Below are 22,767 nucleotides of genomic sequence, written 5' to 3' on the forward strand. Positions count from 1 at the left end.
CTCCTCACCCCTCGCACGCTCGGGGCGGACCTCGGGCCGAGGCCGGGGGACGGGGGTCCTACCGGAGGGGGGAGAGGCCGCCGGGGGCGTCGTCGGGCCAGCGGTTCTGCATGCTGCGGGCGGCCATCTCCAGGTACCCCCACAGCGTGGCGTCCTGCTCCGCGGGCAGGTCGAGGGAGTCCACCGCGTCGCGCATGTGCTCGAGCCAGGCGTCCCGCTCGGCCGGGCCGATGGCGAACGGCGCGTGCCGCATCCGCAGCCGGGGGTGCCCGCGCTGGTCGGAGTAGGTGGTCGGCCCGCCCCAGTACTGGGCCAGGAAGGCGCGCAGCCGGGCCTCGGCGCCCGCCCAGTCGTCCTGGGGGTACAGCGGTGCGAGCCGGGGGTCGGTGCGGACGCCGGCGTAGAAGCGGGCGACGAGCCGGGCGAAGGTCGGGGCGCCGCCGACCTCCTCGTAGAAGGTCCGCGCCGAGGGCAGGGTCCGGCCGGGGTCGCTCACGGCACCGATCGTCCCGCAGCCCGGGCCCCCGCTGCCATGTGACCCTGGGCTCGGACGTAGGTGAGCAGCGGGACGACGACGGCCACCAGGCCGAGCGCCCCGATGACCGCGACCACCTCGGACGGGGCGAGCCGCTCGGCGACCACCCCCGCGGCCAGCACGCCGATGCCCTGGACGCCGTAGAGCCCGCTGACCGCGACGCCGAAGGCGCGCCCCCGGTAGGCGGGCGGCACCGCCTGGACGAAGGCCACGTTCAGGGGGATCGACCAGGCCGCGCCGAGCCCGGCGACGAACATCAGGCCCACCACGACCAGGTAGGTGCCGCGGCCCGGCTCGGCCCAGGTGGCCACCAGACCGGCGAGCAGGATGGGCGCCAGCGACAGCACCACCAGGGGCGGCACCAGCCGCTCGCGCAGGTGCGGCGGGACCAGCCGGGCGATCACCAGCCCGCCGAGCGTGGCCCCCAGCGGGTTGGCCGCCAGCAGCACCCCGACCTCGGCCGCGCGCTGGTCCAGCTGGTCGACCAGCGGCGCGGCGATGCCCTCGGCCGCGTTGGCGAACAGGGTGCCGACCCAGGTGAGCGCGATGATCGTCCGGAGCCGGGCCGAGCGGCCGATCAGCCGCAGCCCCTGGCCGGTGTCCCGCCAGACCGACCGCGGCCCGTCGTCCTCCTCGGCGGCCGGTGCCGGGCGCCGCTGCAGCCGCGCGCCGAGCCAGACGGCCGACAGCACGAACGTGCCCGCGTCGAGGAGCAGCACCAGCGACGGCGACAGCACCGTGATGAGCGCGCCCGCCAGCACGAAGCCGACGACCTGCGAGACCTGCCCGCAGACGTTGGTCAGCGAGGTGGCGACGGCGTAGCGGTCCCCGGTGAGGACGTCGGCCATCAGCGCCGAGCGCGCCGAGTCGAACGGGGGCGCGCAGACCGCGACCAGCAGGAGGAGGGCGAGCAGCACCGGCAGCGGGGTGCCGGGGACGGCCATGCCGGTGACCAGCAGGGCGCGCAGCACGTCGCTGGCGATCAGCACCCGGTGCCGCGGCAGCCGGTCGGCCAGCGTGGACAGCAGCGGCCCGCCGAGCAGCCAGGGCAGGTAGCTGATGCCGAAGGTGATCGCGGCGAGCAGGGGCGACGACGTCCGCTGGTAGACCAGCACGGTCAGGGCGACGCGGGCCAGCTCGTCGCCGATCGTCGACAGCAGGTACGTGCCGAACAGCGGCCGGAACTCCGGTACGGCGAAGACCTCGCGGAAGGTGGCCGGCCGCCGACGCGGGACGTCGTCGGTCACGGCGAGCCCGCGGTCGCGGCGGGGACCGCGCCCAGCAGCGGCAGCGGCGTCCGGATGCCCTCGGCGACGAACCGCTCCTTCAGCCGCAGCCGCAGCTCCCGGCCGACCTGCCACTGGTCGGCGTTGGTGCTGCGCACCTGCACCCGCATGAGCACCGCCTCGGTGGTGATCTGCTCGACCCCGAGCGACTCCGGCGGCGCCAGCAGCACAGCGGCCCACTCGGCCTCGCCGTACATCGCGTCGGCGACCTCCTGCATGAGCTCCCGGCAGCGCTCGAGGTCGGTGTCGTGGGCCACCGGCAGGTCGATCACGACTTGGGCGTAGCCCTGGCTCTTGTTGCCGACGCGGAGCACCTCGCCGTTGCGGGCGTACCAGACCACCCCGTTGACGTCGCGCAACCGGGTCGTCCGCAGCCCCACGGCCTCCACCGTGCCACGCGCCTCCCCGAGGTCGACCACGTCCCCGACGCCGTACTGGTCCTCCAGGATGATGCCGATGCCGGCGATGAAGTCCTTGACCAGGTTCTGCGCGCCGAAGCCGAGGGCCACACCGACGACCCCGGCGCTGGCGAGGATCGGCGCCAGGTTGATGCCGAGCTCGCCGAGCACGAGGACGACGGCGATGCCGGTCACCACCATCGACGCGCAGCTGCGCAGCACCGACCCGATGGCCTCGGCGCGCTGGGTGCGGCGGGCCGCGGCCGGCTCCGGGGTGTCGCCGGGCACGGTGGCGCGCGGCCGCCGCGGGCGCAGGACCGCCGGCACCGCGCCGCTCGCGGTCCGGTCGGTGAGCCGGCGGATGGCCCGGTGGGCGAGCAGCCGGACCAGCACCGCGACGAGCAGGATGACGGCGATGCGCGCCGGCGTGGCCACGAGCGTGTCCGCGTTGGCCGCCAGCCAGTCGAGCCCGGCGAGGTCGTAGACCCGGGCGCACAGCGTGGTGGGGTCGTCCACGCAGTCGGGCACCGTCTCCGCCAGCCCCCCGTCCGCGGCGGCGACCACGTTCAGTGAGGATCTCATCACGGGCGATCCTCTCAGGTCGGAGGGGCCGCGTCAGCGGTTTGTGACAGATGTGCCACCGGCGCGGGAACGGCTCCGGCACCCGCGTGTCGGGCCGTCCCCGGGGCGGGCGACCCGGGGGCACCCGATCGGGTGCGACCGACCGCGGGCGGGTGCCGCGGCGGCCGGCGCCTGCCTAGCGGGCGGCCCGAGTCCGCCGCCGACCGGCGCGGACCGGTCGTCCTGGAGGACCCGTGCGCCGCTCGTTGCTCAGTCTGACCCTCGCCGGGGCCGCCCTGCTCACCGCCTGCGGTGCCGAGGAGGCGGCGCCCGCCGCGCCCGGGGCCGCGACCGTCGACGGCGGCACGACCGCCGTCCGCCTCGGCGCCATCCCCATCGTCGACGTGGCCCCGGTCTACCTGGCCCAGGAGCAGGGCATCTTCGCCGAGCACGGCCTGGAGGTGGAGGCCTTCCTGGCCCAGGGCGGGGCGGCGATCGTGCCGGCGGTCATGAACGGCGAGGCCCAGTTCGGCTTCTCGAACGTCACCAGCCTGCTGCAGGCCGAGGCCCGCGGCGTGCCGCTGGGCCTGGTGGCGCCGGGGGCCGGCCCGACCGGCGACCCGGCGGCGGACTACGCGCTGGTCATGGTCGCCGGCGACAGCGCGTACCGCACCGCCGCCGACCTCGAGGGCGGCCGGGTCGGGATCAACACCATCAACAACATCAGCGACACCGTGGTGCGGGAGAGCGTGCGCCAGGCGGGGGGCGACCCCAGCGGGATCGAGTTCGTCGAGATCCCCTTCCCCGACATGGTCGCCGCGGTCGCCTCCGGGCAGGTCGACGCGGCGTTCGTGGTGGAGCCCTTCGCCACCCTCGGCGCCGCCCAGGGCCTGCGCTCGGTGGCGGCGCCCTACACCGAGACCGCCGAGGACCTCACCGTCGCCGGCTACTTCACCTCCGACCGGTACGCCGCGGAGAACCCCGACGTCGTGCGCCGCTTCACGGCCGCCATGGCCGAGGCCAACGCGTACGCGCAGGCCAACCCCGACGCCGTCCGCGAGGTCCTCGGCAGCTACACGAGCATCCCGCCGGAGGTGGCCGCGCAGCTGACGCTGCCGGACTTCCAGACCGAGGTGAACGAGGACTCCGTGGCCCGGCTGCTGGAGCTGGGGGAGCAGGACGGGATCATCGAGGGCGACGTCGAGGTCTCCGACGTCCTCACCGACGTCGGCTGACAGGCCGCGGGTCACGATGCGGTCGAGATCCGAGGCTTCGCGTTGACGGTCGTCGTCCGGGCTGCCTAACGTCGCCCGACCCGTCGGTCCCCGTCCCGGGGGCGGCGGTGTGGGCGGACGAGGAGGAGCGCGTGCGACGAGGGACGTGGACGAGCCTGGCCGTGGCCGGTGCCCTGGTGCTGGCCGGCTGCGGCGGGGACGACGAGGGGACCGCCTCCGGTGGCGGGGGTGGGGCGGCCGGGGACGGCGGGACGACCTCGATCCGCGTCGGGGCGATCCCGATCGTCGACGTCGCCCCGCTGTACCTGGGCATCGAGGAGGGCATCTTCTCCGACGCCGGCCTGGAGGTGGAGCCGTTCCTCGCCCAGGGCGGGGCGGCGATCGTGCCCGCGGTGGTCAACGGCGAGGCCCAGTTCGGCTTCTCGAACATCACCAGCCTGCTGCAGGCCGAGGCCCGCGGCGTGCCGCTGACCCTGGTCGCGCCGGGCCCCGGTGCGACGGGGGACCCCGCGGAGGACTTCGCCGGGGTGATCGTGCCGGCCGACAGCCCGGTGCAGTCGGCCGCCGACCTGGCCGGCCTGCGGGTGGCGATCAACTCGATCAACAACATCAGCGAGACCGTGGTGCGGGAGAGCGTGCGCCAGGCGGGGGGCGACCCCAGCGGGATCGAGTTCGTCGAGATCCCCTTCCCCGACATGGTCGCCGCGGTCAGCTCCGGGCAGGTGGACGCCGCCTTCGCCGTGGAGCCGTTCGCCACGCTGGGCGAGAGCCAGGGCCTGCGGGTGGTCTCCTCCCCGTACACCGAGACCGACGACGACCTGAGCGTCGCCGGCTACTTCACCTCCGACCAGTACGCCGCGGAGAACCCCGACGTGGTGGAGGCCTTCGCCGACGCCATGGTCGAGGCCCAGCAGTACGCCCAGGACAACCCCGACGCCGTCCGGGAGGTGCTGGGCACCTACACCCAGATCCCGGCCGAGGTCGCCCAGCAGCTCACGCTGCCGACCTTCCAGACCGAGCTGAACCGCGAGTCGATCGAGCGGCTGCTCGAACTCGGCGAGCAGGACGGGATCATCGAGGGGGAGGTCGACCTCGAGGCGATCTACGCCGAGACCGACTGACACCTCGCCCGCCGGGCCCCGCACCGCCGCCGCGGTGCGGGGCCCCCGCGTTCCCGCCCCCACCCGCCCGGAGGCGGCTCACCTGCGCGGAGGCACCGCACCCGTGCGGAGCCGCCCAGGACACGATGCGGTCACGCCGGCGGGTGCGGTCGGCCGGCGTCCGTACCGTGTTCCACGGGCCGCGCGGAAGCGCGGTCACGGCGGCCGGCGGTGGTCGCCGCCCGAGCGGTAAGCGTGGAGGACCGAGTGCGCCGGACCCTGATGACCCTCACCGTCGCCGGCAGCCTGCTGCTGGCCGGCTGCGGGGGCGCGGACGAGGAGGCCCCCGAGGCCGGTGGCGGGGCACCGACCGAGGACTGCGGCGAGGTCGACGCGAGCATCCGCGTCGGGGCGATCCCGATCGTCGACGTCGCCCCGCTGTACCTGGGCATCGAGCAGGGGATCTTCTCCGACGCCGGCCTGGAGGTGGAGGCGTTCCTGGCCCAGGGCGGGGCGGCGATCGTGCCCGCGGTGGTCAACGGCGAGGCCCAGTTCGGGGTCTCCAACATCACCAGCCTGCTGCAGGCCGAGGGCCGCGGCGTCCCGCTGGCGCTGGTGGCGCCGAACTCGGGGGCCAGCGGCAACGCCGAGGACGACTACGCGGCCGTCATCGTCGCCGGGGACAGCCCCTACCAGAGCGCCGCGGACCTCGACGGCACGCGGATCGGGATCAACTCGATCAACAACATCAGCGACACCGTGGTGCGGGAGAGCGTCCGGCAGGCCGGCGGTGATCCGGACTCGATCGAGTTCGTCGAGATCCCCTTCCCGGACATGGTGTCCGCGGTCAGCTCCGGGCAGGTGGACGGCGTCTTCGCCGTCGAGCCGTTCGTCACCCTGGGCGAGCGGGCCGGGCTGCGCGCCGTGTCGTTCCCGTACACCGAGACCGACGAGGACCTGCTCGTCGCCGGCTGGTTCACCTCGGACCAGTTCGTCCAGGAGGAGCCCTGCGTCGTGCAGGCCTTCACCGAGGCGATGGTCGAGGCCCAGCAGTACGCGCAGGACAACCCCGACGCCGTCCGCGAGGTGCTGGGCACCTACACCCAGATCCCGCCGGACGTCGCGCAGGAGCTGACCCTGCCGGCCTACCCGACCGAGATCAACCGGGAGTCGGTCGAGCTGCTGCTCGATCTCGGCGAGCAGGACGGCATCGTCGAGGGCGAGGTCGACCTCGACAACCTGATCGTCGAGTAGGAGCGTCGTCCGCCCCGCCCCGTGCAGGTCCGGGGCGGGGCGGACGGCGGTCAGCCGGTCAGGCCGGTGTGCGCGGCCAGGAACGCCAGCTGGTCGGCGGCCAGGCCCACGGTCCGGCTGACCGCCCGGGCCCCGTGCCCGACCGAGGTCTCCCGGCGCAGCAGCACCGGCGCGTCGGAGGCGGTCGCGTGCTGCAGCGCGGCCGCCAGCTTCCGGGCGTGCAGCGGGTCGACCCGGGTGTCGGACTCGAAGGTCGTGAACAGCACCGCCGGGTAGGCGGTGCCCTCGACCACCCGGTGGTACGGCGAGTAGCCCAGCAGCCAGCCGAGCTCCTCCGGGTCGTCGGCGGTGCCGTACTCGTCGTTCCAGGTGCGGCCCAGGCCGAAGCGCTCGTAGCGGACCATGTCCAGCAGCGGTGCGCTGCAGACGACGGCGGCGGCGAGGTCGGGCCGCTGGGTGAGCGTGGCACCGACCAGCAGCCCGCCGTTCGACCCGCCCATCACCGCCAGCCGGCCGTGGGTGGTCCACCCCTCGGCGACCAGGTGCTCGCCGGCGGCGGCGAAGTCGTCGAAGACGTTCTGCTTGCGCTCGCGCATCCCGGCGCGGTGCCACTCCTCGCCGTGCTCGGACCCGCCGCGCAGGTTGGCCACCGCCCACACGCCGCCGGCGGCGACCCAGGCGAGGGCCTGCGCCGAGTAGGCGGGGGTGAGGGGGACGTTGAACCCGCCGTAGCCGTACAGGACCGTCGGCCGCGGGGTGCCGGGCCGGCCGGTCCCCGAGAGCACGAACAGGTGCACCGGGGTGCCGTCGGCCGAGGTCGCGTGGGTCTCGACGACCTGCACGGCCGGGACCTCGCCGGCGACCGGGGCCCGCTCGTCCGGGGCGAGGTCGGCCGGCCGGGCGGCGTCCCAGCGCAGCACCGACGGCGGGGTGGCGTGGTCGGTGAACCCGACCCAGGCCGTCGTCCCGCCCTCGGGCGGCGCGCTCACGCCGGAGACGCTGCCGGGCGGCAGCGCGGTCACCTCGGCGCGGCGGGCCGGGCCGTCCGGGGAGCCGGGGCCGGCCCACACCGACAGCCGGTCGGTGGCGTCCACCGAGTGGACGGCGAGCACCAGCAGGCCGCCGTCCGGCCCGTCGACCAGCGCCACGTCGGAGAGGACGCCGTCCTCCTGCTGGGGGACGACGTCCCGCCAGGCGCCCGGCTCCCAGGTCGCCGGGTCGGCCGGGTCGGCCACGGCCAGCCGCCAGCGCGGGGTGCCGCGGTCGCTGAGCAGCCACAGCCGGCCGTCGCGGGCCACCCAGGCGGCGGTCTGCGCGTCGAGGCCGACCTGCAGGGGCTGCAGCGCGCCGTCCCCGCCGAGGTCGGCCAGCCACACGTCGTCGCGCGGGGCGGTGCCGGCCGAGGCCGAGACGACCAGCCAGCGGCCGTCGCGGCTGGTGCGCACGCCGTAGTAGTTGGTCGGGTCCAGCCCCTCCCCGTGCACCAGGACGTCCTCGGCGGGGTCGGTGCCGACGCGGTGGCGCCACACGCGGCGGTGGAACTGCTCCTCCCCGGCGGGCACCTGGTCGGGGGCCAGCCGCCGGACGTAGAAGAGCTCCTCGCCGCCGGGCAGCCACGCCACCGGGGAGTAGCGGCAGCGGTCGACCGGCCCGTCGAGCAGGTCGCCGGTGGCCACGTCCAGCACGTGCAGCCGGGACTCCTCGTCGCCGCCGGTGGAGAGCTGGTAGGCCAGCCGGTCGCCCTCCCAGGAGGGGGACCAGGCGTCGAGCGTCGTGGTCCCCTCCGGGTCCAGCGCCATCGGGTCGACCAGCACGCGGGTGCTGCCGTCGGCCTCGCGCACCCGCAGCACCGCGTGTTCCTGGCCGGGGTCGCGGCGGGTGGAGAAGGCCCGGCCGCCCCGGTGCACGGGCACGCCGACCGCGCCGGCGTGCACCAGCTCCTCGAGCCGGCGGGCGAACGCCGGGCGCAGCGGCAGCCCGGCCAGCGCCTCGGCGGTGAGCGCGTCCTGGGCCTCGGCCCAGGCGGCGGTCCGCGGGTCGGCGGGGTCCTCCAGCCAGCGGTAGGGGTCGGCGACGGGGTGGCCGTGCAGGTGCTCGACGAGGTCGAGCCGCGGGGCGTCGGGGTAGCGCACGGGAGGCACGGTAGCGACGGCCGCGTGCCCGGTCGGGACCGCACGCGAGCGCGCGCACGCACTCGCAGGTCAGAATGGGGGCGCCCGTGGGCCGCACTGCACCCGGCGCGCGGTCGGCGGGCACCGGAGGTGCTCCGTGCCGCGATCCCACCCGGGGTCGCCCGCAGGCCATCCAGGTCCGCGGCGCGACTCCCCACCCCGGCCCCGCACGCCTGTCCCGGCGCGGGCCACGACGGCAGCCACGCTGCTGCTCAACGCCACGTACGAGCCGTTGTGCGTGGTCTCCAGCCGGCGCGCGATCGTGCTGGTGCTGACCGAGAAGGCGGTGTCGGTCGACTCGGCCGCCGACGTGGTGCACGCCGAGACGGTGGCGCTGCCCGTCCCCGTCGTCGTCCGGCTCACCCGCTACGTGCGGGTGCCCTACACCGCCCAGGTGCCGCTGTCCCGGCGGGCGGTCTTCGCCCGCGACGGGTCCTCGTGCGTCTACTGCGGGGGGTCGGCGACCAGCATCGACCACGTCGTGCCGCGCAGCCGCGGGGGCACCCACACCTGGGACAACGTCGTGGCGGCCTGCCGGCGGTGCAACCACGCGAAGGCCGACCGCTCGCTGGCCGAGATGGGCTGGGAGCTGCCGCACCCGCCGCGGACCCCCAGCGGGGCGGCGTGGCGGCTGCTCGGTGCGCGCACGGTGGACCCCCGCTGGCGCGAGTGGCTGGGCGTGCCGGAGAGCGTGTCGGCGTGACGTCGCCAGGGACGGCGCGGCGGCTGTGGGCGCTGGGCGAGCCGTACCACGCGCTCACCTACTTCGCCGACGAGTGCCGGGCGGCCGGTGCCGACGCCGGCCTGCAGGGCTTCTGGCAGACCTACTTCGGGCTGCGGGCCGCGCCCCTGGGCCCGGCCGGTCCCGAACTGGTCACCGCGGTGTTCTACAACTTCGCGCCGGGCTTCGTCGCCCGGCGGGTGCCGGCGGTCTGGTCGGCGGTGACGCCCGCGGCGGCGCTGGAGGCCCGGCTGGCGGGGGTCGACGGCGCCGTCCGGCGGGTGCTCGGGGAGTGGGCCGGCTCGCAGGAGGCGGGGGAGGCCGCCCGGCTGCTGGGCGAGGCCGCCGCGGCGGTCGACCTGCCCGGCCGGCCGATGGCGGCGGCCAACGCGGGGCTGCCGGTGCCCGCGGAGCCGCACCTGGCGGTGTGGCAGGCGCTCACCACGCTGCGCGAGCACCGCGGGGACGGCCACAACGCCGCGCTGCTCCAGCGCGGCATCCCCGGGGTCGGCGGGCACGTGCTGGCCGCGGCCGCCGGCCGCACCGACCGGGAGTGGCTGCAGCGCGCCCGCGGGTGGGACGACGCGGCCTGGGACGTCGCCGCCGCGGACCTCGCGGCGCGCGGCTGGCTGGCCGACGGCGAGCTGTCCGCGGAGGGCGCGGCGATCGTGGCCGCGGTGGAGGCCGACACCGACCGCCTGGCGCTGGGCCCGTGGCAGGCGCTCGGCGACGCGGGGTGCGACCGGCTGGCCGAGCTGCTGGCGCCGGTGCGCCTGGCCGTGGTGACCGCCGGGCTGTGGCCCGACCGCAACCCGATCGGCGTCCCCGACCCCGTCTGACCGCGGCGAGGCGGCGGCACCCGGTCGTCGTCACCCGGTGGGCGACTGTTCCTCATGGATCGCCCGCTGTCATGGCAGGTCCTGCCGAGGGGTCGGGTGACGACTCGCCGACGGCTTGTTGCGGTGCCATGACGGGATCACCCACAGGGCTGGCCGCCCTGTCGTTTCCTGCTGACAGCGCTGCGTGACCGTTAGGTTCCGGATCGTCGGTGCACGGGGTGCCGACCACCGGGAAGGGAAGTCCGCAGCATGTCCGTCCGCCCGCCCCTTCGTCGACCTGCCGCCCGGCGCATCGGCGCCCGCGTCTCCCTGGTGGGTCTGGTCGCCCTGGTCTCGAGCGGTCTCGGGGTGGCGGCCGCGTCGGCCGCCCCGGCGGACGCCGTGGTGTGGGGCGGGCCCGGTCTCATCGGGCTGTCGGCCACCGAGAACGTGGGGCCCGTCGACCTGACCATGTCGGGAGGGGAGCCCACCCGCACTCCCGCGCCGGTGGCCTGGGGAGGAGCGGTGACCCTCGAACTGCCGGACGTGGTGGACGGAGCGGCCACCGAGGCGCGGCTCGTCCTGACCTCCTCCCCGGGCGCGGACGCCACCCGGGTGTACTCCAGCCTCAGCACCGACCCGGCGGAGCAGATCGCGCTCACCGACCTCGGCGGCGGTAGCTACCGCGTCGACCTCCCGGCCGACGACGGGGTCAACGGGCCGATCGGGCTGCTCTCGCTCAAGCCGATCGACTCCTCCCACGACGTCGTCGTCAGCGCTGGTGCCGGCTTCGGCCTCGACACGTTCGGGTACTGGCTCGACCTCTCCGCAGGTGGGCCGGCCGCGGTCACGCTGTCGCCGCAGGCCACGCTGAACGCCTGGCTCGACGGTCCCTCCCTCCGTGCCGGCGAGAGCCTCGACGTGACGATCCCCGCCGGGTCGTGGCTGGACACCCACGGCTTCCCCGGCATGGGAGTCCCCACCGCCGCCCTGGCCGCGGCCGAGCACGACCTCCGGACGGGCCCGGCGGTGCCCGTCACGCCTGCCGTGTCGGCCGACGGCCGGACCGCTACCGTCACGGTCCCGGCCGGGACCACCGCGGGCTCCTACCTCCTCGTCATCGCCGTGGGCGAGGCCACGGACGAGGTGATCGCGCGGGCCGTGGTCCGCCTCGAGGTCTCGCAGGCCCTCAACACCGGCCTGCGGTCGGACACCGGATGGGTCGAGGAGGCCCCGGCCGGCGCCGGGACGTCCCCGCTGGTGCCGCTCGGCGCCGGGATGGTGCTGACCGCCGGGACCGTCGCCGTGCTGGTGCTCCGGCGCCGGGCGGGCACCCGGTCCTGACGTGCGCCGCCCGACCCGGCCGACCCGCCGCGCGGCGGCCCTCACGGGGGCCGCCGCGCTCGGCGTGGCCGGCGTGCTGCTGCTGGTCCTCGGCCTGACGGCAGGCGGCCCTCTCGCCCCGACGCGGGCCGGGGAAACGGTGGCCGCGCCGGCCGTCCCGTCGACCCCGGTGCCGCCCGCGTCGTCGCCGACCCCCGCGCCGGCGCCGTCCTCCCTCCCGACCGCCCGCCACACGCCGTCGTCCGCCGTGCGACTGGTCGTCCCGTCGGTGGGCCTGGACCTGCCGCTGCTCGGGCTCACCCCGCGCCGCGGCGTGATCGACCCGCCGCTGCTCACCGCCGGCTACTGGCTCGAGCCGTACGGCGCGCCGGTCGGGGCCGCCGAGCGGGCGACCAACACCCTGTACGTCGCGGCGCACTCGGCGGGGCGCGGGGACGACGGCTTCGACCCGCTGCTGACGCCGGATCACCGGGGTGCCGCGGTGGGACCGGGCGACGTGGTCGAGGTGCGCACGCCGGAGGGCACGGTCAGCTACACCGTCACCGGCACCCAGCGGGTCGCGAAGGGCGCCCTGCCCGACGCCGCCGGCGTGTGGGAGAGCTCCCCGGGCCGGCTCGTGCTGATCACCTGCTTCCAGCGCGCCGACGGTCGCGAGGCCACCGAGAACCTGGTGGTCGTCGCCGAGGCGTGACGCCCGCCGACCGCGCCAACCCCGTAGCCCCGCCGATGATCAGGTGACCTGGTCGTTGCCGGTCCTGGCTCACCACCGGTGGTGAGCCAGGACCGGCAACGGTGATCTGACCTGATCGTCGTCGGGGGGCGCCGCCGCGAGGTCAGGTGACCCGGGAGCGCTCGGTCGGGTAGCTCTCGTGGGCGCCGGTGGCGAGCACCTCGCGCAGGCGGTCCACCGCGTCCCACACGTCGACGAAGCGGGTGTAGAGCGGTGCCGGGCCCAGGCGCACGCGGTCCGGCGTCCGGAAGTCCGGCACCACGCCGCGGTCGACCAGCGCCTGCGTCAGCTGCCAGGCCTGCGGGTGGGCCAGCGTGACGTGCCCGCCGCGGCGGGCGGGGTCCCGGGGGGAGGCCACCGCGACGCCGTGCGGGGCCAGCCAGGCGTCGGCCAGCGCGATCGCCAGCTCGCCGAGCTTCCGGCCCTTGGCGGCCAGCCGGTCCACCCCGGCCTCGGCCACCAGGCGGACCCCGACCTCGACCGGGGCCAGGCCGAGCACCGGCGGGGTGCCCACGGCGAAGCGCTCGATCCCCGGCACCGGGTCGTAGGCCGGGCCCATCGCGAACTGGTCGCGCTGGCCGAACCAGCCCCAGATGGGCTGGCGCAGCGACTCCTGCAGCTCGCGCCGCACGTAGAGGAAGGCCGGCGCCCCGGGCCCGCCGTTGAGGTACTTGTACGAGCAGCCGACGGCCAGGTCGGCGCCGGCGGCGGCGAGCTCCACCGGCACCGCGCCGGCGGCGTGCGAGAGGTCCCAGACCACCAGCGCCCCGGCGTCCCGCGCCGTCCGCGTCACCGCCGCGAGGTCGACCAGGGCGCCCGAGCGGTAGGCCACCGCGGAGAGGACGACGGCGGCCACCCGCTCGTCCAGCGCGGCGGCCAGCACCGCCGGGTCCAGCCCCTCGTCGATGTCGGCCGGCACCTCCCGCACGGTCATCCCGCGGGCCGCCGCCACCCCGGCCACCACGTACCGGTCGGTGGGGAAGTCGTCGGCGCAGCACACGAGCACGTCCCGGCCGGGCCGGGCGTCGGCGGCGGCCACGAGCAGCTTGTACAGGTCCACCGTGGTCGAGTCGCCGACCAGCACCTCGCCGGGCCGGGCGCCGAGCACGCCCTCGGCCAGCAGGTCGCCGATCCGGGTGGCCGCGCCGATCCACGACGACCACGAGCCGATCAGCCCGCGGGCCCACTCCTCCTCGACGACCCGGGCCAGCGCGGCCGGCGTCTCGCGGGGCATCCGGCCGAGGGAGTTGCCGTCGAGGTACAGCACGCCGTCCTCGCCGGCGCCGGCGAAGCGCGCGCGGAAGCCGGCCAGCGGGTCGGCGTCGTCGAGGGCCGCGGCGGCGGCGCGGGTGAGGTCCACGCCGTCGTGTCTACCGGGTTTCAGGCCGGGCGCGGGCCGGGGGTGGACGCCAGCCACCAGGCGGCCGTGGCCGCGACCCCCAGGGCGGCGGCGAGCAGGAACGGGGCCTCGAGGCCGGCGCCCGACGCCAGCCACCCGCCGCCGAGGGCACCGAGCGCGGCGGCGCCGTACACGGCGGTCCGCCAGGTCGCCGTCACCCGGCCGAGCAGCCCCCGGGGGACCACCCGCTGGCGCAGCCCCGCGGCCGCCACGTTCAGCAGGCCGAAGCCGGCGCTGGTGGTGACGACGACCGCGCCGGCCGACCACAGCCCGGGCGCGGCCGCCAGCAGGCACGGGGTGGCCGTGGCCAGCAGCGCCCCGGCGGCGACCACCCCGCGGTGCCGCCGGCCGCCGACCAGCCGGTCGGCGAGCAGGGCGCCGGCCAGCCCGCCGCCGGCGCCCAGCGCCAGCAGGCCGCCGAAACCGACCGCCCCGAGCCCCAGGCGCGCCTCGGCGTAGAGGACGAAGACGGCGAACCAGGCGCTGTCGGCCAGCGCGACGACCGCGACGGCGCCGGCCAGCACGCGCAGCAGCCGGTCCCGGGCCAGCCACCGCAGCCCCGCACCGGCCCCCCGGGGCGGGTTCGCCCCGGGCCCCGCGGGAGCGGCGGTCACCGACAGCACGGCGGCCGGTACCGACAGCACCAGCAGGACGGCGACCGCCGTGGCCGCACCGTTGACGAGGAAGGGCAGCGCCGCCCCCGCGGCGAACAGCAGCCCGCCCACCAGCGGGCCGACGAACTCGTTGCCGACGAGGGTGCCCGCGACCAGCCGGCCGTTGGCCCGCTCCAGCAGCGCCGTGGGCACCAGCCGGGGGACGGCGGTCTCGGTCGCGACGTCGCGGACGGTCTCGGCCACCCCGAGCAGGAAGGCGGCGAGCGCGACGGCGGGCACGGTCGCGCGGTCGGCCAGCAGCAGCGCCACCAGCGCCAGCAGCACCAGCACCCGGCCGCCGTCTGCGGACGGCAGCAGCACGCGGGCGCCGTGCCGGTCGGCCAGCACGCCGGCCACCGGGCCGGTGAGCAGCCACGGCAGCGTCCCGGCCGCCGCGACGGCGCCGACGGCCAGCGGGTCCCCGGACAGCCACGCCGCGAGGAGGGGGAAGGCGGCCAGCCGGATGCCGTCCCCGAGGTTGACCAGCACCGCGGCGGACCAGAACGTCCAGAACGGGCGGCCCAGCCTCACGCGGGGAGGCTAGCGTCGACGACCGTGACCCAGCTGCACGACCTGACCGCGCTCGAGCAGGCCGCCGCCGTCCGCGCGGGGGAGACCGGCCCGGTCGAGCTCGTCGAGCACGCGCTGCGCCGGATCGAGGCCCTCGACGGCGGGCTCGGTGCCTTCCTCACCGTGACCCCCGACCGGGCGCTGGCGGCCGCCCGGCGGGCCGAGCACCGGCGGGCGCGCGGCGGGGAGCTGCCGCCGCTGCTCGGCGTCCCGACCGCGATCAAGGACCTGAACAACACCGCCGGCGTCCGCACGACGTTCGGCTCGGCGCTGTTCGCCGACAACGTGGCCGCGGTGGACGACGCCGTCGTCACCAAGCTCGCCGCGGCCGGGACGATCAGCGTGGGCAAGACGAACACGCCCGAGTTCGGCTTCCCCTGCTACACCGACAACGCCCTCGCCGGGCCGGCCCGCTGCCCGTGGGACCGCGCGCGGCTGGCCGGGGGGTCCAGCGGCGGGGCCGCGGTCGCGGTGGCCGCCGGGATGCTGCCGGTCGCCCAGGGCAGCGACGGCGGCGGCTCGATCCGCATCCCGGCCAGCATCAACGGGCTGTACGGCATCAAGCCCAGCCGCGGCCGGGTCAGCAACGCCCCGCTCGGCGGCGACGTCACCGGCCTGGGCACCAACGGCCCGATCGCTCGCACCGTCCGGGACGCCGCCGCGCTCCTCGACGCGATGGCCGGGCCGGTGCTCGGCGACGCCACCTGGGCGCCCCCGCTGCCGCCGGGGGAGACCTTCCTCGGCGCGGCCGACCGGCCGGTGGGCCGGCTGCGGATCGGCCGGCACCTGGAGTCGCCCATGCCCGACGCCGTCCTCGACCCCGACGTGCAGGCGGCGCTGGACGACGCCACCACCCTGCTCACCGGCCTCGGGCACGAGGTCGAGGACGTCCCCGGCGGGCTGCTCGGCCCGGACGTGCTCGCCGCCTTCGAGCGGGCCTGGACGCTGTCGGGCACCCTGCTGCCCGTGCCGCCCGAGCGCGCGCACGAGCTGCGCCCGCTCACCCGCGAGCTGCGCTCCCGGGGCCTGGCGCTCTCGGCCCAGGCGGCGATGGAGGCGCTCACCGCCCTCCGGCTGTTCTCCCGCCGCTTCCTGCACGCCACCCGGCGCTTCGACGTGCTCGTCGCGCCGGTGACCACGATGACGCCGCGGCCGCTGGGCTGGTTCGACGCCGACGGCGACGGGGCGGCGGACTTCGAGCGGCAGAAGCGGTACGCCGCCTTCACCGCGGTCTTCAACGTCACCGGCCAGCCGGCGGTCAGCGTGCCGCTGCACTGGACACCCGAGGGCCTCCCCGTCGGCACCATGCTGGTCGGCCGCCCCGCCGACGAGGCCACGCTGGTCGCGCTCTCCGCGCAGCTGGAGGCCGCCCGCCCCTGGGCGCACCGGCACCCGCCCGGGTGGGCCTGAGCGGGGGCCGGCAGGCGCCAGCCGGTAGGTTGGCGGCGTGACCGTCGTCGAGACACTCCTCGTCTTCGTCGTGGCCCCGCTGGCCGTCATCCTGATCTTCTGGGCGCTGGTCTACCTGCCCGGTGGGCGGCGCCGGAAGCTCCGCTACAAGCCGGGGCAGGCCTGGGAGCACGAGCCCGTCTGGTACGAGCCGCACCCGGCCGGCGGCGCCGGTGGCGGGCACGGGACCGGCCCGGCGGCCGTCCCGGGCTCGGGCACCAGCGCCCTCGGCTCGTCGATGTACCCGGAGCAGCGGCCCGAGCTGGAGGCCGGCGACGGGCAGGCGCGCGCGGCCGGGGCCACCGCGGTCGGGGCCGGCGGGCAGGCCGTCGTCGGTGGCCCGCTCGGCGGCGCCCGCGGCACCTGGTGACGACGTGACCGCTCCCGACCCCCGCACCCCGAGCGCCCCCGGAGACCGCCGATGACCGGCTCGCTGGAAGTCACCTCGCACGACACCGCGACGAACGCCGGCACGCTGCCGACGCGCGACGAGGAGCCGGACGGCCCGCCCATCTTCTCCGACCGGGAGCTGGCGCGCCTCGACGAGGCGCTGACCATGTCCTCCCGCGAGACCGGCCTGCGGTTCACCCTCTACATCGGCGACCTCGGGCCGCAGACCCGCAGCTACGCCGAGGAGCTGTTCGCCCGCTCGGGGGACCACCTGGCCGACTCCTGCCTCCTCGCGATCTCGCCCGGGCAGCGGGTGATCGAGGTCGTCACCGGGGCCGGTGCCGCGCGCCGGCTGCCCGACCGGGCCTGCGCCCTGGCGGTGCTCTCGATGACCAACGCCTTCGCCGGCGGGGACCTCGTCGGCGGCATCGTCAACGGGCTGCGCCAGCTCTCCGACCAGGCGGGGCACCCGCGCGGGCTGCACACCCACTAGAAGGACCCCGTCCTCCTCCCCGCTCGCAGGCTCGCGGCGAGCCTCGGGACGGGGCCGTCCTGCCCCCCGCCACCCGCACGCTCGCGGCGGGCCTCGGGACGGGGCCGCGGCGGGCGGGTGAGCCGCGATCATGATGTCCGGGAAGCGACACCCCGGCCCACGCCGGCGCGGCGCTTCCCGGACATCATGATCGTCGCGGCGAGGGGCCGGTTCAGCCCGCGGCGGTGTCACGCTCGCGCGCCCGCAGGGCCCGGGCGATGCCGTCCCGGCCCTCGGTGACCAGCCGCCGCAGCGGTGCCGGGTGCGCCCCGTCGGCCAGCCAGGCGTCGGCGGCGTCCAGGGTGCGCTGCTCGACCACCGGCGGGAACAGGTACTGGACGGCGTTCTTCGCGATCTCACCCGGCCGGTGCGCCCAGAACGGGCCGATCTCGGCGAAGTAGCGGTCGACGTAGCCGGCGGTCAGCTCGCGCTGGGCCGGGTGCCAGAAGCCCCCGACCATCGCCTCGTGCACGGCGTTGGGCAGCGTGTCGTCGGTGAAGGTGCGGCTCCAGGTCTCCTCCTTGGCCGCCGCCGTCGGCCGCAGGGCCCGCGCGGTCGCCGCCCGGCGCTGCCCGGTGGCGGTGGGGTCGCGCTCCTCCTCGGCGTCGATCTCGGCGTCGCCGGCCGCACCGATGGCGACCAGCCCGTTGAGGAAGGCCCAGCGGGCGTCGGCGTCCACGGCGCACCCCTCGATCACCCGTGACCCGTCGAGCAGGCCGCGCAGGACGGCGGCGTGCTCCTCGGTGCGCGCGGCCGCCGCGAGGGTGCGGGACCACTGCAGCTGCACGTCGCTGCCCGGCTCGGCGGTCTGGAGCGCGGCCAGCGCCTTGTCCGCCAGCGCCCGCCACCCGCTCTCGGCCCACTGCGGGTCGGCGTACGAGGTCAGCGCGCTCTGCACCCGCGCCAGCAGCGACTGGACGACGCTGATCTCGGTCTCGGCGTCCACCCCGGCCAGCACCAGCCCCACCCAGTCGCGGGCCGGCAGCTCGGCGTCCCGGGTCATGTCCCAGGCCGCCGACCAGCACAGTGCCCGGGCCAGGGAGTCGGGGATGTCGGCGATGGACCGCTGCAGCGTGGCCAGGGACCGCTCGTCGAGGCGGAGCTTGGCGTAGGTGAGGTCCTCGTCGTTGACCAGGACCAGGTCGGCCGCCGGGTGGCCGGCCAGCTCGGGGACCTCGGTGCGCTCGCCGTCGACGTCCAGCTCGACGCGGTGCGTGCGGGTCAGCCCCTCGGGCCCGGCGCTGTAGAGGCCGACGGCCAGCCGGTGCCGGCGCAGCACCGGGTGCTCGGGAACCGCCGTCTGCTCGATGGCGAAGGAGCGGTAGCGGCCGTCGTCGGACAGCTCGAGGACCGGGCGCAGGGTGTTGACCTGGCTGGTCTCCAGCCACTGCCGCGACCACTCCGACAGGTCGCGGCCGGTGGCCTCCGAGAGCGGGTCGAGCAGGTCGGCCAGCGTGGTGTTGCCGTACTCGTGGGCCCGGAAGTAGCGGCGGATCCCGGCCAGGAACTCCTCCCGGCCGACGTAGGCCACCAGCTGCTTGAGCACCGAGGCGCCCTTGGCGTAGGTGATGCCGTCGAAGTTCACCTCGACCGCTGCCACGTCGACCATGTCGGCGGCCACCGGGTGGGTGGAGGGCAGCTGGTCCTGGGCGTAGGCCCAGGCCTTCTCGCTGTTGGCGAAGGTGGTCCAGGCGGTCGCGTACTCGGTCGCCTCGGCCTGGCACAGCACCGAGATGTAGGTGGCGAACGACTCGTTGAGCCACAGGTCGTCCCACCAGCGCATGGTGACCAGGTCGCCGAACCACATGTGGGCCAGCTCGTGCAGCACCGTCTCGGCGCGCCGCTCGTAGCGGGCGCGGGTGGCCCGCGAGCGGAACACGTAGTCCTCGAGGAAGGTGACCGCACCGGCGTTCTCCATGGCCCCGGCGTTGAACTCGGGGACGAACAGCTGGTCGTACTTGTCGAACGGGTACGGGTAGTCGAAGACCCGCTGGTAGAAGTCGAAGCCCTGCTTGGTGACCCGGAACAGCTCCTCCGGGTCGAGGTGCTGGGCCAGCGAGGCGCGGCAGTACAGCCCCAGCGGGATGCCCTCGTGCGAGTCGGTCACCCGGGCGTAGGGGCCGGCGACCAGGGCCAGCAGGTAGGTCGACAGCCGCTTGGTCGCCGCGAAGTGCACGAGCTGGGAGCCACCGGGGCCGGCCTCGACGGTGCGCTCGCCGCTGTTGGACACCACCTGCCAGTCGAACGGCGCCGTGACGTGCACCGCGAAGGTGGCCTTGAGGTCGGGCTGGTCGAAGCAGGCGAACACCCGCTTGGCGTCGGCCGGCTCGAAGTGGGTGTAGAGGTAGACCTGCGCGTCCTCGGGGTCGACGAAGCGGTGCAGCCCCTCCCCGGAGTTGGAGTACCGGCAGTCGGCGTCCACCACGAGCGTGTTCTCCGCCGCCAGGCCGGGCAGCGGCAGCCCGTCCTCCTCGGTCCAGGTGGCGACGTCGAGGGGCACCCCGTTGAGGGTCGCCGAGCGGACCCGCTCGGCGACCAGGTCGATGGACGTGCCCGCGCCCGGCTCGCGGCAGGTGAAGCGCACCGTCGTCGTCGAGCGGAAGGTGCCCTCACCCGGCCGGCCGGCGCCGTCGGTCAGGTCGAACCGGAGGTCGTAGCCCCCGATCGCCAGCAGGCGGGCGCGGGCGGCGGCGTTCTCGCGGGTCAGGTTGGGTACGGCCACGCCCGGCAGCCTCCCACGCGCTGCCGACGCACCGTCGGTTGAGGGAACAACCACCTCGCCGGTCGGCTTGGCACGGAGGAGGCACCGACCCGACCCGCAGCGAGGAGACCCCATGACCGAGGCAGTGCAGAGCGCCCCCGTGAAGGCCCGGGTGGACTTCTGGTTCGACCCGCTGTGCCCGTGGGCGTGGCTGACCAGCCGCTGGGTGCTCGAGGCCGCCAAGGTGCGCGACATCGACGTGCACTGGCACGTGATGAGCCTGACCGTGCTCAACCGCGGGCGGGACCTCCCCGCCGACTACCAGGAGATGATGACCAAGGCCATCGGCCCGGTCCGGGTGGCCGTCGCCGCCGCCCAGCAGCACGGTGACGAGGTCCTCGGCGACCTCTACACCGCCATGGGCACGCTGCGGCACCACGAGGGCGTCGAGATCGACGAGCTCGTCGCCCCGGCCCTGGAGCGGGTCGGCCTGCCGGCATCCCTCGCCGAGGCGGCCACCTCCACCGAGTACGACGAGGACCTGGAGAAGAGCCACCACGCCGGCATGGACCCCGTGGGCGACGACGTCGGCACCCCCGTCATGCACATCGACGGCGTGGCCTTCTTCGGCCCGGTGATCAGCAGGGTGCCCACCGGTGAGGAGGCCGGCAAGGCCTTCGACGGTGCCGTCCTCCTGGCCAACCTGCCCGACTTCTGGGAGCTCAAGCGCACCCGGACCTCCGGCCCCGACATCTCGTCGGTCCCGGCCGACGCGCTGGAGCTGACCGGCCGCCGCTGAGGAAGGGCCTCGTCCCCGGGCGGGGCCTGGACGGGGCCGTGGTGAGCCGCTGGACGGGGCCCGCCCGGGGGGCCGTCGCGTGCGGGCTGCGGCACGGCGGGCGGGGTGCGGCATGCTGGCCCGGTGCCGCACCCCGTCCGCCAGCGCATCCTGATCACCGGTGCCAGCTCCGGCCTGGGCGAGGGCATGGCCCGCCGGTTCGCCGCCCTCGGCCGCGACCTCGCCCTGGTCGCCCGCCGCACCGACCGCCTCGACGCGCTGCGCGCCGACCTGCTGGAGCACCACCCCGGCATCCGCGTGGTGACCGCCGGGCTGGACGTCGACGACCCCGACGCGGTGGCGCGCGTCGTGCCCGGGCTGGTCGAGGAGCTCGGCGGGCTGGACCGCTTCGTCGTGAACGCCGGCATCGGCAAGGGCGCCTCCGTGGGCACCGGTCAGGCGGCGGTGAACCGCGCCGTCCTGCACACCAACGTCCTCGGCGCGCACGCCCAGTGCGAGGCCGCGATGGAGGTCTTCCGCGCCCAGGGCAGCGGTCACCTGGTGCTCGTCTCCTCCGTGGCGAGCGTCCGGGGGATGCGGCAGACCCGCACCGCCTACGGCGCCAGCAAGGCGGCGCTCAACGCGCTGGGCGAGGGCATCCGCTCCGACGTGCTGGGCACCGGCATCCGGGTGACGACGGTGCTGCCCGGCTACATCGCCACCGACATCAACGTGGGACGGCGCGGCCCGTTCACCGTCGACCTCGACACCGGGGTGGACGCCCTCACCGCGGCGATCGAGCGGGAGCCGGTGCGCGCCTACGTGCCCACCTGGCCGTGGCGCCCGGTGTCGGCCCTGCTGCGGGTGCTCCCCCTGCCCGCCGTGCGCCGCGTCACCTGACGGCGGCCCTCCTGCGGGGTCCTACCAGCAGATACGCATCGGCCGGTCGCGGGCGTCGACCGCGCCGTCCCCGACGCACTCCGCCGTGCCCTCGGCGACCCGCCGCGCCGACCAGGCGGCGGCGCAGGCGTCGAGCGCGTCCACGGCCGGCACCCGCGGCGGGGCCTCCAGCAGGGCGGCGTCCACGTCCATGACCGTGCGCAGCGCGGCCAGCCGCCGCGCCAGGCCGCGCGCGGTGACCTTGGCGTCCCGGAGCGCCGGGTCCAGCTCCCGGAAGGCCAGCTCGGGGTGCACCTCCACGACGTGCCCGGCGGGGGGCTCCCCGAGGGCCCGGTCGAGGGCGCGGATGGCCTTCACCAGCTGGAACGACTGGGCGGACGGCGCCCGCGGCGGGTTCGTCGCCGCCCGGGAGAGGGCGCGCGCCTCGGCGTAGTCGTCGGTGGCGAGCACCGCCCGGACGGGGGTCGGGAAGACCGAGCTCGCCGCGCCGTACGGGCGGAGCCGGTCGCGCGCCGCGACGTCGCAGGCCCGGACGCCGTCGTCCGCCAGCCCGATCGGCATGTCGATGCCGACCACGTCGACCCCCGGGACGGCGAGGACGGCGGCCACGTCGGCCAGGTCGAGCAGGCGGACCGACCGCCCGTCGAGCAGGGCGCCGACCCACCGGCCGCGCCAGCCGTCGACCCCCAGCACCGCCACCCGCGCAGCCTGACAGACTCCCGCCCATGCGCGTCTTCGTCGGGACCGACCACGCCGGCCTGGAGTTCAAGGAGCACCTCAAGCGGGCCCTCGCCGACGCCGGGCACGAGCCGGTCGACTGCGGGGCCTTCGAGTACGACGCCCAGGACGACTACCCGCCGTTCTGCTTCGAGGTCGGCGAGCGCACGGTCACCGAGCCGGGCAGCCTGGGCGTGGTCATCGGCGGCTCCGGCAACGGCGAGCAGATCGCGGCCAACAAGGTCCCCGGGGTGCGGGCCGCGCTGGTGTGGAACCGGTCGACCGCCGAGCTCGCCCGCCAGCACAACGACGCCAACGTGGTCTCGATCGGCGCCCGCCAGCACAGCGTCGAGGAGGCCACCGAGCTGGTGCTGGTCTTCCTCGCCACCCCGTTCAGCGGGGAGGAGCGGCACGCCCGCCGGATCGACCTGGTGAGCGAGTACGAGCAGGAGCGGCACCGCCCGGCCGGCGGGCTGCCCACCCGCGAGGACCGCGTCTAGCGGGCACCTCGCGCAGCGCAACGGC

21 protein-coding genes are annotated in these 22,767 nt (G+C 76.3%); 13 read left to right on the top strand and 8 right to left on the bottom strand.

From position 1 onward, the window contains the following. Positions 1–58: 58 nt before the first annotated feature. The 3 genes from D0Z06_RS18925 to D0Z06_RS18935 are packed head-to-tail and all read right to left on the bottom strand — an operon-like array spanning position 59 to position 2,801. Complete coding sequence (locus tag D0Z06_RS18925) at positions 59–496, bottom strand: globin (RefSeq protein WP_117379104.1); 438 nt, start codon at positions 494–496, stop codon at positions 59–61. Next, complete coding sequence (locus D0Z06_RS18930; RefSeq protein WP_233517807.1) at positions 493–1,782, bottom strand: MFS transporter; 1,290 nt, start codon at positions 1,780–1,782, stop codon at positions 493–495. Before D0Z06_RS18930 ends, D0Z06_RS18925 begins: the two co-directional genes overlap by 4 nt. Then, on the bottom strand, positions 1,779–2,801 hold the full coding sequence (locus D0Z06_RS18935) for a mechanosensitive ion channel family protein (protein WP_117379105.1): 1,023 nt from the start codon (positions 2,799–2,801) through the stop codon (positions 1,779–1,781). Before D0Z06_RS18935 ends, D0Z06_RS18930 begins: the two co-directional genes overlap by 4 nt. A 245-nt stretch (positions 2,802–3,046) precedes the next feature. Between D0Z06_RS18935 and D0Z06_RS18940 the strand changes: the two genes are divergently transcribed. The 3 genes from D0Z06_RS18940 to D0Z06_RS18950 all read left to right on the top strand — a co-directional run bounded on the left by D0Z06_RS18940 (position 3,047) and on the right by D0Z06_RS18950 (position 6,369). Beyond that, positions 3,047–4,015: an ABC transporter substrate-binding protein gene (locus D0Z06_RS18940; protein ID WP_117379158.1), complete on the top strand. Its 969-nt coding sequence runs from the start codon at positions 3,047–3,049 to the stop codon at positions 4,013–4,015. 131 nt (positions 4,016–4,146) lie between these two features. Further along, positions 4,147–5,136 (top strand): ABC transporter substrate-binding protein, encoded by a 990-nt coding sequence (locus D0Z06_RS18945; RefSeq protein WP_199522417.1) that lies wholly within the window; start codon positions 4,147–4,149, stop codon positions 5,134–5,136. A 246-nt stretch (positions 5,137–5,382) separates the two neighbouring features. Then, positions 5,383–6,369: an ABC transporter substrate-binding protein gene (locus tag D0Z06_RS18950; protein WP_117379106.1), complete on the top strand. Its 987-nt coding sequence runs from the start codon at positions 5,383–5,385 to the stop codon at positions 6,367–6,369. 50 nt (positions 6,370–6,419) lie between these two features. Here D0Z06_RS18950 and D0Z06_RS18955 read toward each other — a convergent pair whose 3' ends face one another. Further along, on the bottom strand, positions 6,420–8,501 hold the full coding sequence (locus tag D0Z06_RS18955; RefSeq protein WP_117379107.1) for a prolyl oligopeptidase family serine peptidase: 2,082 nt from the start codon (positions 8,499–8,501) through the stop codon (positions 6,420–6,422). 277 nt (positions 8,502–8,778) lie between these two features. Between D0Z06_RS18955 and D0Z06_RS18960 the strand changes: the two genes are divergently transcribed. The 4 genes from D0Z06_RS18960 (at position 8,779) to D0Z06_RS18980 (ending at position 12,114) form a co-directional block, all read left to right on the top strand. After that, the gene (locus tag D0Z06_RS18960; protein WP_233517808.1) at positions 8,779–9,243 is read left to right on the top strand and encodes an HNH endonuclease; all 465 of its coding nucleotides are present in this window, start codon (positions 8,779–8,781) and stop codon (positions 9,241–9,243) included. Beyond that, positions 9,240–10,100: an SCO6745 family protein gene (locus tag D0Z06_RS18965; protein ID WP_117379108.1), complete on the top strand. Its 861-nt coding sequence runs from the start codon at positions 9,240–9,242 to the stop codon at positions 10,098–10,100. The genes D0Z06_RS18960 and D0Z06_RS18965 overlap by 4 nt, the downstream gene beginning before the upstream one ends. A 249-nt stretch (positions 10,101–10,349) precedes the next feature. After that, positions 10,350–11,423: a hypothetical protein gene (locus D0Z06_RS25495; RefSeq protein WP_158580036.1), complete on the top strand. Its 1,074-nt coding sequence runs from the start codon at positions 10,350–10,352 to the stop codon at positions 11,421–11,423. Between the two features lies 1 nt (position 11,424). Next, entirely contained in the window at positions 11,425–12,114 is a 690-nt protein-coding gene (locus D0Z06_RS18980) for a class F sortase (RefSeq protein WP_117379111.1), read from the top strand. 142 nt (positions 12,115–12,256) lie between these two features. Here D0Z06_RS18980 and kynU read toward each other — a convergent pair whose 3' ends face one another. Together kynU and D0Z06_RS18990 are read right to left on the bottom strand one after the other, a co-directional pair. Then, positions 12,257–13,513 (bottom strand): kynureninase, encoded by a 1,257-nt coding sequence (gene kynU / locus D0Z06_RS18985; RefSeq protein ID WP_117379112.1) that lies wholly within the window; start codon positions 13,511–13,513, stop codon positions 12,257–12,259. Between the two features lie 20 nt (positions 13,514–13,533). Continuing rightward, positions 13,534–14,736, bottom strand: coding sequence for an MFS transporter (locus D0Z06_RS18990; RefSeq protein WP_117379113.1), 1,203 nt, complete (start codon positions 14,734–14,736; stop codon positions 13,534–13,536). Between the two features lie 24 nt (positions 14,737–14,760). Between D0Z06_RS18990 and D0Z06_RS18995 the strand changes: the two genes are divergently transcribed. From D0Z06_RS18995 to D0Z06_RS19005, 3 genes are read left to right on the top strand one after another with little or no spacing between them, the layout of a single operon-like run. Continuing rightward, the gene (locus D0Z06_RS18995; protein WP_117379114.1) at positions 14,761–16,185 is read left to right on the top strand and encodes an amidase; all 1,425 of its coding nucleotides are present in this window, start codon (positions 14,761–14,763) and stop codon (positions 16,183–16,185) included. Positions 16,186–16,222: 37 nt separating this feature from the next. Continuing rightward, the gene (gene ctaJ / locus D0Z06_RS19000; protein ID WP_199522418.1) at positions 16,223–16,594 is read left to right on the top strand and encodes an aa3-type cytochrome oxidase subunit CtaJ; all 372 of its coding nucleotides are present in this window, start codon (positions 16,223–16,225) and stop codon (positions 16,592–16,594) included. Between the two features lie 51 nt (positions 16,595–16,645). Further along, entirely contained in the window at positions 16,646–17,107 is a 462-nt protein-coding gene (locus D0Z06_RS19005) for a DUF5130 family protein (RefSeq protein ID WP_117379115.1), read from the top strand. A gap of 211 nt (positions 17,108–17,318) precedes the next feature. Here the strand turns inward: D0Z06_RS19005 and pepN are convergent, their stop codons facing one another. Continuing rightward, positions 17,319–19,868 (bottom strand): aminopeptidase N, encoded by a 2,550-nt coding sequence (gene pepN, locus D0Z06_RS19010; protein ID WP_117379116.1) that lies wholly within the window; start codon positions 19,866–19,868, stop codon positions 17,319–17,321. A 112-nt stretch (positions 19,869–19,980) separates the two neighbouring features. Between pepN and D0Z06_RS19015 the strand changes: the two genes are divergently transcribed. Further along, positions 19,981–20,646, top strand: coding sequence for a mycothiol-dependent nitroreductase Rv2466c family protein (locus D0Z06_RS19015; protein WP_117379117.1), 666 nt, complete (start codon positions 19,981–19,983; stop codon positions 20,644–20,646). A gap of 123 nt (positions 20,647–20,769) precedes the next feature. After that, entirely contained in the window at positions 20,770–21,525 is a 756-nt protein-coding gene (locus tag D0Z06_RS19020) for an SDR family oxidoreductase (RefSeq protein WP_117379118.1), read from the top strand. Between the two features lie 21 nt (positions 21,526–21,546). Here D0Z06_RS19020 and D0Z06_RS19025 read toward each other — a convergent pair whose 3' ends face one another. Continuing rightward, complete coding sequence (locus tag D0Z06_RS19025) at positions 21,547–22,224, bottom strand: DUF429 domain-containing protein (protein WP_117379119.1); 678 nt, start codon at positions 22,222–22,224, stop codon at positions 21,547–21,549. A 26-nt stretch (positions 22,225–22,250) separates the two neighbouring features. On the opposite strand from D0Z06_RS19025, the gene D0Z06_RS19030 reads away from it, so the two are divergent. Further along, on the top strand, positions 22,251–22,742 hold the full coding sequence (locus tag D0Z06_RS19030) for a ribose-5-phosphate isomerase (RefSeq protein ID WP_117379120.1): 492 nt from the start codon (positions 22,251–22,253) through the stop codon (positions 22,740–22,742). The last annotated feature ends 25 nt before the right edge of the window (positions 22,743–22,767 follow it).

Origin of the sequence: Geodermatophilus marinus, from assembly GCF_003428645.1 — a bacterium.
Taxonomy (GTDB): Bacteria; Actinomycetota; Actinomycetes; order Mycobacteriales; family Geodermatophilaceae; genus Geodermatophilus.

Coding starts and splice junctions, on each gene's coding strand:
- D0Z06_RS19030 (WP_117379120.1), top strand. CDS start 22,251: ATGCGCGTCTTCGTCGGGACCGACCACGCCGGCCTGGAGTTCAAGGAG.
- D0Z06_RS25495 (WP_158580036.1), top strand. CDS start 10,350: ATGTCCGTCCGCCCGCCCCTTCGTCGACCTGCCGCCCGGCGCATCGGC.
- D0Z06_RS18935 (WP_117379105.1), bottom strand. CDS start 2,801: ATGAGATCCTCACTGAACGTGGTCGCCGCCGCGGACGGGGGGCTGGCG.
- D0Z06_RS19015 (WP_117379117.1), top strand. CDS start 19,981: ATGACCGAGGCAGTGCAGAGCGCCCCCGTGAAGGCCCGGGTGGACTTC.
- D0Z06_RS19005 (WP_117379115.1), top strand. CDS start 16,646: ATGACCGGCTCGCTGGAAGTCACCTCGCACGACACCGCGACGAACGCC.